Raw genomic sequence first — 12,863 nt, 5'->3', positions numbered from 1 at the left:
CTGTGCACAAAGGTCTCCCTTTTTCTAAGGACTGTTGCGTGGATTATCAAAAGGCTGTTCTAGAAATCTTGAAGGTATTACCTATTTCTATTTATTGAAGTTGGTGTGTTTTGTAAATTTTGGTCGTGGCGGAAACCGGAAAATAGAGGAGAAAAAGGGTCTGTGGACAAGTGTATGCAACCTCCTTCTTATTCTCTTTTTTTACCACCCTCCAGAATGCCGATGAATAGGGCGTTCTGAGAGGGTCGATTTTCTCTCCTGAGAGAAATTTCCTTTTCCCCGTGTATAGCAAAAAATATCTCCTATGGGGATCAAAAAAGGAGGAAAAACACGATCAAAATAGCCCTAATTCGAGTAGAAAAAAGTGCCTTTCTGTGTAAATGGAAAAACATAGAAATAAATAGAATGAGGCATATCGAGAGGGATTCTTTTGGACTCTAAACAGAGCCGGAGAAATGCAACGGTTTCGGTTAGTTGTAGTACCTTTCGGCCGATCCTCTCTCTTCGACCACAGTTATGCATCTGCTTTATCCTACCCCTCGCTGCTCCGAACACCGTCTAAAGGTGCACTTCAAGGGGCGTTGGGTTGTCATTACGGGGGGGTCATCAGGCATAGGAGCTGCATTGGCTCGACGATTGATTCGCTGTGGAGCCTCTTTGCTTCTCATTGCTCGCCGGGAGACAGAGCTAAAAGCTCTTTGCCAGGAGGCGGAGCGAGCAGGTTGCCATGCTATATACCGAGCCGTAGATTTGCGTCGAAGAGATGATTTGGAGCAACTTTGTGAGGAGCTTCCCGGCCTGCTGCCTTCGGTCGATTATTTCTTTGCCAATGCAGGTAAATCTATATGTAGGCCCCTTCTCGAGAGTCTGGATCGTGCACACGACTTTGATCGCACTATTGACCTGAATTATAGAGCTATGGTGCACTTGGCTCTTGCGCTGATACCCAGTTTGAAGCGAGCTAAAGGGGGCATCATTTATACTTCCTCGGTGAGTTTGCTCTACCCGAAAACTCCCCATTGGTCAGCCTACCATGCCTCGAAAGGAGCTGCTGATCTCTGGTGCCGAACAGCTCAAATGGAACTCCCTCCACAAGGCATTCAGGTGCGTATCGCCTACATGCCATTAGTGGCGACCTCTATGTCGCAGGCGAATAAGGCTTATAGGCACTTACCTTGCTACACCGCAGACGAGGGAGCTATGCTTTTGCTTCGCTTGGCTACCGGCAGACGGTTGTTTTATGTCCCTTGGTGGGCTCGGCTTACGGCTCCCCTGACACACCTCTTCACTCCTCTACTACGCTGGCTCTATCTCTATCGCCTGCTCCGTTAGCTCTTAGCTGGAGACTTCTCCTTCTCTTGTACATTATATGTGGATGAGAGCATTCCTCTATCCTCTGGCACTCGCTGCCTTATTTTCAATATTCGAGCTTGCTCATAATGGTAAGTATACTCCTTGTGTGCTCCATCTCAACGCCTTCAAGATCAACGCATTCCACAGAGCCAATAAAAGGCAAGATTTAATCGCCATTTAGGAGTCCGTGCAAAGTTTCCTAAACAAAAAATCTACGATTTATCCATATCAGAGGACAATAGAATCTAATTTGTATGTTTGCAAAACATATTTCTGTTTTCTTATCCGAATAAAATCGCTGCGGTTTTTGATAGGAGAGCCCGAAGGGCTGATCTCGCTTTTTTGAGCGTGATAGGGTAGGCTTGAGGTCTCGTAGTGCATTTCTACAGAAAGACCTGCCAGCTATGTCTGCTCCGTTCGTTGTGTTCTATTTTGGATTAGAAAGATTTGTGAAATGTATTCCTTAAAGACTGTTTGGAAAATAATTCAATCAAGATATGAGACTATACATAAAGGTATCGGCTTCTAATCGGCCGATCGATTTTAATTATCAATCCTTACTCACGGGTTGTGTACATAAATGGCTGGGAAGAGAGAATAGCGAGCATGGGCAAGTGAGTTTGTACTCATTTTCGTGGTTTCAGAATGTCGAGACGACTAAAGAGGGTATCAAGCTACTGGACGGCTCTTTCTTTACTCTCAATTTTTATGATTCTGAGCCGGCACGAAGAGTGGTCAAAAGTATTTTGGAGCAACCCGAAATGTTTGCAGGTACACGAGTGGTCGATATCCGTCTTCAGCCTACACCGGACTTTTCTCGAAAGGAGCGTTTCTTCTTAGCCAGTCCTGTCCTTATAAAAAGACACAACGAAGTCAAAGAAACGCATTACACCTACCAGGACAAGGAGGCAGACCTTTTTATGACCGAAACGCTAAAGACCAAGGCGCGTATGGCAGGGTTGGAAGCAGAGGATGTGAAAGTCTACTTCGACCGAGATTATCCCAATCCCAGGGTCAAACTCATCTCTTACAAGGGCATAAAGAACAAGGCTAATCTCTGTCCCGTAGTCGTGGAGGGGAGTCCAGAAATGGTTGCTTTTGCGTGGAATGTGGGTATTGGTAATAGCACCGGAATAGGATTTGGGGCACTAAAATAGAGACGACCATGGATAGAACTCTTTATGTTGTGAAATATACCGGCCCTTTCGGCTTCATCAAACCGTGGACCAGTGTGAGAGATAGCGAGACTTTCTCTCAACAATTTCTAACGCCCAGCATCGTCGAGGGGATTGAGAGGAAACTTTTTCCCGAGCTATTGAGTGTTTCCGGCATTCAGAAGATTGTCAGACACAGGCTCTCTTATGAGCAAATCTCTCAACAGCAGGAGATGATGCAAACAAGGGGATGGAATAGGACAAGGAAGGGAAGTGACTATTTGTATCGGAGGGATACCTCCATTATTATACGTGGTGTGCTCATCAACCCTGTGCTCTACTTGGCTTTCAAAGAGCAGGAAGATGCCCAACGTGCCTTCTCTCAGCATATCTGTCTTGTACGAAACGAAGACATTGTGTTTCCTCAAGAGATGCTGGTCTTGTCCGAAAGTGAGTTTGATGATGAAGAGCAGATGGCCGGTTTCGAGCTTATTTTTGAGAGGAATGATCGCTCCTTCCCTGTGGGTGTTAACAGAAAAACAGGGGAACAGATGTATGGTTGGCTAAAAATAGTGGGCTCTCCGGTCAAGAGTTACTGATGGACGACTTGTTTGCCAAATCGGGTCCTGAGAGAGCTACATTGCTTGCCCATACAGAGCAGGTTGCTTTGGTCGCAGAAAAGATGGCGAACCATCTTTCTGTGGATATAAATATTGCTCGGAATGGAGCCATTCTGCACGATATAGGCAAGGCACATCATGTTTTTCAGGATCGTTTGGAAAAAGCTCCACAACCCAGCAGTACTTCTTTTCGTCACGAGATAGCCTCTCTCTTTTTCCTCTCTGCCTTTCCCAAGGAACAGTGGAATGCACTCATAGAGATGGTGGTAGGCCATCATAAGTCAGTCAGGAGAGATATTTCAGGATTGGGATTACTTGATTTGGAAGAGGAGTGCGACTATGTAGATTACCATTTGGGTAGGTGGCAAGAATGGTCCGAGAGAGCTTGGAAAGTATTGCTTGCTCTGGGCATTCCTTACCGGCACATATCCGTAGAGGAGGCTATTGACAATTTGCAGTACTCTATTGATTATTGCGAAGAACGGACAAGAGAAAGAGCTGTTTCGGAATGGAGAGGGCTCTTGATGGGAGCAGATCATTTTGCATCCGCAGTTTCGGGAGCAGTGCAAACATTTCTTCCCCGTCTCTTCAGAAGCCCTGATTTGTCTTTCTACAATCGTCCTCACCCTCTCTATTCTCTTTCGCTGTTGGATGCCAATGCTCCCCAGAAGCATACTATTGTAGTTGCCCCTACGGGAGCAGGCAAGACGGACTACCTGTTCCGCAGATGTAGCGGACGTGTCTTTTATACCCTTCCTTACCAGGCTTCGATCAATGCCATGTATCAGAGAGTGGCCAATGATCTCGAGAGAGATAATCAGGAGCTCGACATACGTTTGCTTCACTCCACCTCGCAGGTCGTAAAACGTCGGGGAAGAGACGAGGAGACGGTACTCCAGTCGCACATCGGTTCTGCCGTCAAGATACTGACTCCCCATCAGTTGTCGGCTTTGGCTTTCGGGATGAAAGGATATGAGGCCATGCTGCTTGACCTGAAGGACTGTGATGTTATTCTGGATGAAGTACATACCTACTCGGGCATATCGCAGGCTATTGTATTGAAGTTGGTCCAGATCCTAAAGAGAATAGGCTGTAGAGTACACATCGGTACTGCTACAATGCCTTCTTTGCTCTATCGCAAAATAGGGGAGATTTTGGGAGACGATGTTTTGGAAATAAAACTCTCTTCCGAAGAGTTGGATAGGTATGACCGGCACATCATTCACAAAGCGACCTCTTTTGAATCCCTTTTCTCCCTCATAGGGCAGGCCATCGAGAAAGGAGAGAAAATCCTCATTGTACAAAATCGGGTGAAGAAGGCTCAGGAAGTCTATGAGCAAATTCGGGAGATATATCCATGGATACCTTCTTTGTTGTTGCACAGTCGTTTCAAAAGAAAAGACCGAAATGAAAAGGAGAGAGCTTTGCTTGGTCTTGATGAAGAGGGTAGGTCATTGCATCAGTTCAATACCTCGGATGAGGCTTGCGTTGTGGTAGCAACACAGATTGTGGAGGTTAGCTTGGATATAAGCTTTGATGTGATGATTACCGAGTGTGCCCCTCTGGATGCCATGATCCAGCGTTTCGGGCGAATCAATCGCAAAAGAAGTAAGGAGCGTATTGGGCAGCTGAAAGATATTTATGTGATAGCCCCGTCTGAGAGTAAGAAAGAGGCCAAACCTTATGATGTGGACATCCTGCAAAAATCGTTTGAGGTATTGGAAGACGCCCAACCTTTACGAGAAAGAGAATTGCAGTCCAAAATAGATGAGGTATTTACTTCTATCGACTTTTTGGAGATCGAAGAGCATTCGATTTTCAAGGCCGACGGCAGAATTACGATAGACTGTCTGACGCACAACAGCAAGGCGATACTATTCAAGTTACTGGATATCGATAGCGTTGTTTGCGTAACAGAGAGTGATGTGTACGAATATGAGAAAGGAGATTTGGAGACAAGACTTCAGTTGGAAATACCCTCTTATTTCTCCGCTGTGGCACAAAGGAGACAACTCGAAAAGGGAAACCGCCCTTTCATTGTGCCGGACGAAGCCTATTCCTCCGAAATGGGCTTAGATATTGATATGATAAACAACAATGTAGGAGTGATAATATGATAACCTCTGTAATTGGAAAGACGTTCCTAAAAGCCTTTAACGAGAAAAATAACTCAAAGTTATCTGCCAAAGAGTTCTTTAGTCAGGTCTATTTCGAGTTGTTCTTTAATCATCCTAAGTATATGCAGTGGGTGACCAATTCCCCCTTTGTCCAGATGAGTAAGGGACAGAAGGTGCACCTCTTGACTCCCGACGAAAGGAAGGAGAAGCTGGAAAACCTTTACGACAAAATAGAGAACGAATCTCCTGATGCCAGTTTTGCTTTGGGCTACCCTGCATCGGAAGAAACAGAATTTGCGAGTACATCGGGGCTCACAACCGATATTGTTACAGAGAGTGACAAGGAGGATATCTATTGTTCTTGGATTGGCTCGGGGCTGGGCATTGGAGTAGCAGGAGGGTACAACTTCTTGATCGACGACCCCGAACTGTTGCTACTCGTATTTGAAGGATGGGGATATTATCGCAAGTACCTGAACGACCCCACTCTTGAGAAATTGCGAGGCAATCAGATAAACTCCTGGAATGGGCAGTGGCTCACTTACAGATTGGGGAAAAGTTATCGCGAAGACTTTGATTTCTCAACCCTCGAAAATGAAGGCATATTTGCGGTGAATGAGAGTCAGATAGAGGTCAATACAGTTGATTGGTCCAATCTGTTTTTTAGCCTTTCACGGCATTATCCCAACGGAGAATTGACCTCCTACGTCTACAGCTTTGGACAGACTAATAAAACGATCGGATTTATTCCCATCTATTTGAAATCGGGTACGAGGCTAAGAGATGTTTACAGACAGCTCTACGAAGGGGCTGATCGTTTCGACAGTAAAGATTTTCAAGCCTTGTACGGAAGACATATCAAAAGGGCTTGTGAATTAGGAAGTATAGGATTACAAGCATTGCGCCCGAAAAATTTGGAGAAATATATGCTGGAGGCAAAGACTTTCACAGTCAAGAAAGAAGAAGAAATAAATATTTATCAATCATATAAAACCTGGTTAATTGCTATGTTGTCAAGGAATAAGCAAGAGATTACGGACTATACTGCAGAATTGGCAAATCTAATTCTGCGCTATAGGCAAGGGGCTTCGGGGACAGAACGGAAGAATCTGATCGAAAAGAAACTTTTTGATGTAAAAACCAAGAAGCAGTTTATAGAAGCTCTTACGGAGATGCTGGCAGGAGTAGACAAGGACGATTTGGCACAATTGAAAACTTTGAAAGACGAGGTGCATTTGATGACCAATGAGGAGTTCGTCTATTTCAATACATTGCTCAAGTTTGATTACACCTTTGTGGAAAAACAATCATAAACAATAAACATACAAGACTATGAACACCATTTATATCCGTACGCTCAAAAGAGCAGAGCACACTGTTTTCTGTGTTGCAGATGGTCAGAAATACTACTACGACCCTCAATTTAGTCGTCGTATTCCTTTCTCAAGTGGGCAACAGGTCAAAAGGTCCATATTGGATGCGATTTGCGAGTACTTGGGAGAAACCCCGAGCCCTACGACTTTTCTCTTTGATGTGACCAAGCAAAAGGAACTTAAAGAGGGTGAGGTCTATGCTACTTGTGACCCTTCCTATGTAGACCAACTCTTCGGAGGCTGGATGAAAGCTGAAAAAAAATCTCAGGACAAGAAAAAGAAGAAAAAGACTTTGGAGGAAGGAGAGGGGCAAGAACAAGAGGATAGAGGGAGAACATTAAAAAGAAGAAGTCCTCTCTCTATCTCAGCTATGAGAGGTCTCCATCCCCTTTTAGCCGGGCTGAGTACGGAAGATATTTCGTTTGATAGAAGTGACAGACCCAATAATCGAGCTATTGTAAGAGATGAAACAGGGCGAGTCCTTTCGGAAGAAGAAATTATGCTTTTTCTTGAAGGGGAAGATCGAAGTTTGAGCAGAAAATGGATTCCGAGTAACAGCCGTGCCAGTGGTTTATTCGTTTCTGATATTGCTATTGATTTGAGACGATTGTTCTGTGTTTCTACCAACCAGCTTGAGCCTGAAATGTCTAATAGTACCATCAAAAAACTGATAAGTGAGGGTTGGACTCCTTCTCAAAATGTCTTTGGCGAATGTCTGGTCGCTCCCAAAGCCTTGCGTGAGAAATGGATCAAAGGCTTGGCAAAAGCCATTGTAAACTGGAGAATTACTTCTAACCAGTCACGCACATTCAGTCTGATGGATACACTTGCTATCTCAATTGGAGATAATGCTAACCTGATTGCGGGAAGTATTAGGGCTAAACTGTCTGAGGAAGATCCAGAAAAAGCAATGCCTATCATCGATGAGACTTTAAGCAATGTGGATACATTCATCACTTTGCAGGCCGGGGGATACGTACCAACTACTGGAGAACGGGCTGATGCGCTCGAAAAAGCAGAGCAAAAACTGGTCAAGCTAATGATGGCATTTGATTACGAAAATCAAAAGTAAAAGACCTTAGATAGTCTTAGGTAGCAACAAAAAGGGGCTGCTTCAAAATCTATGTTTTGAAGCAGCCCCTTTAAGACGACGAGATACCCTTATACAGGGTACAAATTCAAGTGCAAGGAGACACCATTGTGCAGATTTTCTAACACACACTTCCGACTTCTTATGAAGACATCCCAGACATATTCTGTCTTTCAGACTCTTATTAAGCTGCATTTCATTACTCCTAAGGGATTGTATCGCTGGGTAAAGAGCCTGCTTTCTGAGGGTACTACCCTCATGGCTCTCTTGCGTTTTTCTGCCCAGACTTATCCGCATCAAACAGCTCTTCTCCCCTCCGACGGAGCTTCTTTGTCTTATAGCGAGTTGTATCAAAGAGCAACACAGTTAGCCTACTTGCTTCAGGGGCACTATGAGCTCAAGGCTGGGCAACGAGTCGGACTTCTCTGTCGCAATCACAGCATGGCTGTATTACTTTTGCCCGCTCTCTCTCGTCTTGGCGTGCATACGCATCTGCTCAATACCGAGATGGGAGGAGAGAAGTTGGATGAGTTGCTTCATAAGGGAGGAAGGTATGATTTGCTTATTCTCGACGAAAATCTCCGTGAGAAAAGTCTTCCCTCCTCTCTTTCGATTGCTTTTGTCACTATAGAGAATGTTGAAAGCCTGTTGACGCGGAATCTGGTACCACAAGGAAAACTACCTCGCATACGAAGAGGCGGCGAGCTAACTGTGCTCACGGGAGGATCGAGCGGTCATTACAAGGCTGCTTCTCGACGCCCTTCTGCCACACAATTCCTCCCGCCTCTTTTGGCTCTACTCCGGCAGATTGGCATACATCGCTATCGGAATGTATACATAGCCCTCCCTCTCTACCATGGATTCGGTTTGGCAACGCTCATCACTTCGCTTGTTATGGGCAAGGAAATTTTACTTACTCGTCATTTCGACGCAGAGCAAGCTCTGCAAGCTATTCACAGGCATGGTATCGAAGTGGCTCCCTTGGTACCTGTCATGCTCTCCCGGATGCTTCAAAAATCTTCTTCGGCAGAGCAACTGGCCTCTCTTCGTTGTATTATATGTGGAGGGGATCGACTTGAGAGAAAACTTATTCAAGAGACACACGAGAAGTTAGGTAAGGTGGTTTACAATCTTTATGGTACCTCTGAGGCTGGTTTCTTTCTTTTGGCCACTCCTGATGATTTGGAGCGATACACAGAGACCACGCTTGGCCGTCCCATACGAGGTGTGCATTGTCGATTGGAGCAGGTCAGTGCTGATGGGGTAGGAGTCTTATGGGTTCGTTCGGGTTGGGCTATGCAAGGGCGAGATAAACAATGGCAGGCCACAGGCGATTTGATGCGTTGTAATCAAGAAGGGTATTACTTCTATCAAGGACGTGCCGATCAGATGATCGTTTCCGGAGGTGAAAATATCTATCCGGAAGTGGTGGAACGCACTATCGCTGCTCACCCGGAGGTCTTTACCGCCAAGGTTTTCCCTATCCCTCATCCTTCTTTCGGACAGGTATTGGCTGCCCATGTGGAGTGTTGCAATAAGGAATATCCTCTGAGCGAAGAAGCATTGCGAGCATGGCTTCGTCCTCGATTGGCACGGGCTGAAATGCCCCATCGTATCACTTTCGGATCTGTACAACTTTTAGAGACTGGCAAAAGAAAATCGGGAGAAATCCCGCTTAAATGAGTAGGGAGGCTTTTGGCCTTGTGTCGAGGTTGGGAGAGGATTTCACTTTCTCTTCGAGAGTAATGTTCGGTATGCATACTCCCACCCATCGGAGATCAGAGATTCTTACCTCCAATGAAACCGGGGTAAATACTCCCTATTTAGAAACGTAAGGCAAATCCAAATCGAAGCCCTTGACGAGGGACTCCGGGTTTATTTTGTTGTGAAAAGCGATAGAAATACTCTAAGCGGAGGAACTTGAGAATGTTTTCCAACCCGACGCTTCCTTCTGTGTACCATGTATTCTGCATTGGACCAACATTTTCTGGGAAAATAAAAAGCCCGGGAGCAGGTGGTTGATTTTTAGAAGTCAGATCTCCCCAAAGAACATGAGCCGAAACGATTTCGCGCAGTCCTAATGTTCGCAATAGAGGAATGCGGTTCAATATCAATCCATTCAGGTGATAGGTGGCGTGCAGCCCGGCCCATCGGTCAGCGATAAACTCAGAAGGCAATAGCAGTTGGAAGGCGTCGTTCCGACGTACATAGCTGCTGTTGGAGGGAGCAATAGCTAGGAGGGGATAGGGAGCTTTCGTCCATAGAATGCCTGCGTTGAATCGCATATCTATAAAGCCAAGGAAGGACATTCGCAAAGTCTGATAGTAGGACAAATCCGTACGTTGGAATCCATAATCGCTGCCGAACAGACCGGCAAAAGCCATACGATGACTTAGTCTGAATATGGGGCCACGCTTTGTCAGATTGAAGCCGGATTCGGCTCCTCGACGCCCATTGTAGATCACTCTCATCGGTTCCCACCGCAGAGAAAACCCGAACTCTGTGGTTCGATAATTGTCGATACGATGCAGGTTGCCGTTCTCATCTACCGATTCATATACAAGTGTGCCGGTAGGTGTTACCTGACGGTAATCGGCATAGATTTGAGTAGAAACGCTGCGGGTCCAATCAGCTGCAAATCCCAGACGATAATTGTCTACATAAGTGCGATTAGTATTTTTTCTCGTTCCGAGTATATCCAATACATTGCCTCGATAGACGGCATCGGAAACTTCTCCTGGGATGAGTATGTCGGACTGAGCGGTCAGGTACAAATTACGGCGAGGGTACTCGTCCACAAAGTACTCTTTCTTCAAGGGTGTATAGGTCAGATTGGCACGATACTTCAGCTTCTCATCCTTGAATCCGTATGCCAGATAGCCATCCAGGAAAAAGTGTTGTGACAAGTTAGCTGTGGTTCCTCCTCCTATTCGAGCTCGAAAACCTTCTACAGCATTTCCGCTGAGAAAAGTTTCAACCGGGCCTATATCTACCTTGCTTAGCTTTTTTCCATCCAGAGTGCCGGCGGGCAAAGAGGCATAGCCGGACATGACAGAACGAGTGAGGAAAGTCAGGAAACGATAGTTGTTGGTTTTTTGCAGGACATTCATCAATTCGTAGACAGCCAATCCTCCGTTGGGCATCGGCTCAGGGCGGAGTTCTTCCCAACGTTTGGTATCAGGAAGGAACGGTACATATCCTTCAGGTCGTTCTTTCCATTCGGCTGGCATAGGTTCGGCCTCATCATCGAAATGAAAGTCATAGAAGACACGTGTCTGATGTGCCTCTATGCCTCCGGGCAAGAAAAGATCATCCGCGGTGATCAAAACTTCAGTTGTTTGCCTGTCGGGTATCCATATGCGGTTGGGTAGACTGTCCTGGCCGGATGTCTCGGGAAGGACTATGGGGCGAAAATCTTGTCTCAAACGTAGCTTGCGCACCCAATTGACATTAGCTGCAACAGGCATATTCAGCTCTACATGTTGCACGGCACACTCTGGGAGGGCCAAGCGAATACGCCCCGAGAATCCCGGTGCATGAGGTTCAAAGGGCACAAAGGTGAGTTCTACACACTTGGCCCCAGCGATATGTAATGTATCCTGAATAAAAAACTTGTAGAAACTCGTGGCAAAGGCAGTGTTCAGAGGAGAAGGGATACGTTGTAACAGGATGGGGATATTTGCGTCATAGATGTCTATTGGACGGAAAATCTCATCTATGTTGGCTGATAGGGGACCTTCATCCACCTCTTCCTCTATCCCTCTGTGATAGCGTACGATACCTCTGCTCAATCGCCCATCAACCTCATTGTGCGTATCTCGACTGATCTTTTCTCGCACAGAAAGAGGAAAAATCAGATTATCCGAAAAGGAAGATGTGTCGGCCATTTGTCTCGAACGGACAGAATCCAGACCGAACATTTTCCGACCGGGCTGGTAGTGATCGCTGTAGAGAATTAAGCGTTCGTAAGTGTCGTACTGATAACGTTGTTTAGACTCAATACGGTTTCGTTTCTTAGCCGCAATGGCTCTGTTGATTAAATCCACAGCCGGATTGTTCTTGCGTCTGTATCTCTGCCGTTTCGGGCGAACAAAGAGGGTGGATAGATGGACGCTTTCGGAGGAGAGCCGCACCTTTACTCCTCGACGCATCTCCCCGGGTTTGAGTGTGATATGCTGAGAGGCAAAGCCTACATAGCTCACTACGACCTTGCGGTATCCTTTAGAAGAGGTTAGTTTGAAGTAGCCGTTCTCATCCGTACTAGTTCCTTCTTGGCTATTTTCTTCAAAAACAACTGTTACGTAGGGGAGTGGATCCCCACTGATGGAATCTACCACAACTCCCTCTATACCAGTGTTGGTCCGCTGAGCTACAGCTGGGATGACCGAAAAAAACAGGCAAAACAAAAGGGTTTGCCACCATCGGCTTTGGACTGACTGTCGGGTCTTTTTCACCGGCTGCGTTTTTTTGTCTCGTCTTGCAGAGATATAACAATTGGGGCCGAACTGTTCACCTCGAAGCTCTCTGCCTGCATCTCATTGAGTGTCCCCATCCAGAGTTCAGACAAAACCTGCCGGTGAAGCTCCCATTTGAGCCCTTTTGTACTGAGGGGTGAATGACAAAAATCAAAAAGAGATACTTGCCGGCCGGGAGAACCGAAAATGCGAGCTTTCCCCTCAAAAGCATAGAGGCATCCATAAGGCGTAGGAGCCACAATCAGTTCGAAACCCATGCGTATATAGGAGGGAAGCAGGGCGATGTTGCCTAAAGTGTGATCCTCTCTCAATCCGGTAAGACCCAGAATGCACAGAGAGGAAGGAGCATAGCGACTCTGCACATAATGCACTGTCTTGGTCAAATCATTGGTCTCTTGATCGTTCATACGATGAACCTGATCTCCCAAGGCTTTGAGACTTTTTTCAGAAATAGAATCTAAATCTCCCACCACTGCATCCGGCAGTCCATACCCGGCTTTCTGCAATCTGTCGAATGCTCCATCGCAACATACCAGACGTCGGTCAGACTTTACATAAGAGGCTGACAATATGGAAGCACTCAGGCTTCCTTCGGCTGGAAACTCTCCAGCAGCCAGAATAGAGACTAATGGTGCATTGCTCGCAGAAATAGCAGGGATTATCAGTGTGTGTTGTTGCATG

9 protein-coding genes are annotated in these 12,863 nt (G+C 46.0%); 7 read left to right on the top strand and 2 right to left on the bottom strand.

Annotated features, from left to right (window positions below; genetic code table 11):
- Positions 1–516: 516 nt before the first annotated feature.
- From B5D48_RS02995 to B5D48_RS02965, 7 genes are all read left to right on the top strand, one after another.
- Positions 517–1,332, top strand: coding sequence for an SDR family NAD(P)-dependent oxidoreductase (locus tag B5D48_RS02995; RefSeq protein WP_023937055.1), 816 nt, complete (start codon positions 517–519; stop codon positions 1,330–1,332).
- Positions 1,333–1,850: 518 nt separating this feature from the next.
- Positions 1,851–2,510: a CRISPR-associated endoribonuclease Cas6 gene (gene cas6, locus B5D48_RS02990; protein ID WP_023937049.1), complete on the top strand. Its 660-nt coding sequence runs from the start codon at positions 1,851–1,853 to the stop codon at positions 2,508–2,510.
- 8 nt (positions 2,511–2,518) lie between these two features.
- Positions 2,519–3,106, top strand: a complete 588-nt coding sequence (locus B5D48_RS02985; protein WP_023937047.1) for a hypothetical protein — start codon at positions 2,519–2,521, stop codon at positions 3,104–3,106.
- Positions 3,067–5,244, top strand: a complete 2,178-nt coding sequence (cas3, locus tag B5D48_RS02980) for a CRISPR-associated helicase Cas3' (RefSeq protein WP_231968842.1) — start codon at positions 3,067–3,069, stop codon at positions 5,242–5,244. The genes B5D48_RS02985 and cas3 overlap by 40 nt, the downstream gene beginning before the upstream one ends.
- Complete coding sequence (locus B5D48_RS02975; protein ID WP_023937045.1) at positions 5,241–6,557, top strand: hypothetical protein; 1,317 nt, start codon at positions 5,241–5,243, stop codon at positions 6,555–6,557. The genes cas3 and B5D48_RS02975 overlap by 4 nt, the downstream gene beginning before the upstream one ends.
- Positions 6,558–6,576: 19 nt before the next feature.
- Entirely contained in the window at positions 6,577–7,689 is a 1,113-nt protein-coding gene (locus B5D48_RS02970; RefSeq protein WP_023937044.1) for a hypothetical protein, read from the top strand.
- Positions 7,690–7,851: 162 nt separating this feature from the next.
- A complete protein-coding gene (locus B5D48_RS02965; RefSeq protein ID WP_023935812.1) occupies positions 7,852–9,390 on the top strand; it encodes an AMP-binding protein in 1,539 nt (512 codons plus the stop codon).
- 140 nt (positions 9,391–9,530) lie between these two features.
- Here the strand turns inward: B5D48_RS02965 and B5D48_RS02960 are convergent, their stop codons facing one another.
- Positions 9,531–12,161 (bottom strand): DUF5686 and carboxypeptidase-like regulatory domain-containing protein, encoded by a 2,631-nt coding sequence (locus tag B5D48_RS02960; protein ID WP_052512511.1) that lies wholly within the window; start codon positions 12,159–12,161, stop codon positions 9,531–9,533.
- A complete protein-coding gene (locus tag B5D48_RS02955; protein WP_023935818.1) occupies positions 12,158–12,862 on the bottom strand; it encodes a thiamine diphosphokinase in 705 nt (234 codons plus the stop codon). Before B5D48_RS02955 ends, B5D48_RS02960 begins: the two co-directional genes overlap by 4 nt.
- Position 12,863: the final 1 nt, after the last annotated feature.

The sequence above is a fragment of the Porphyromonas crevioricanis genome, from assembly GCF_900167225.1.
Classification (GTDB): Bacteria; Bacteroidota; Bacteroidia; order Bacteroidales; family Porphyromonadaceae; genus Porphyromonas; species Porphyromonas crevioricanis.
Note: the sequence above shows the minus strand (reverse complement) of the source record. Positions and strands in the feature narration are given on the sequence as shown.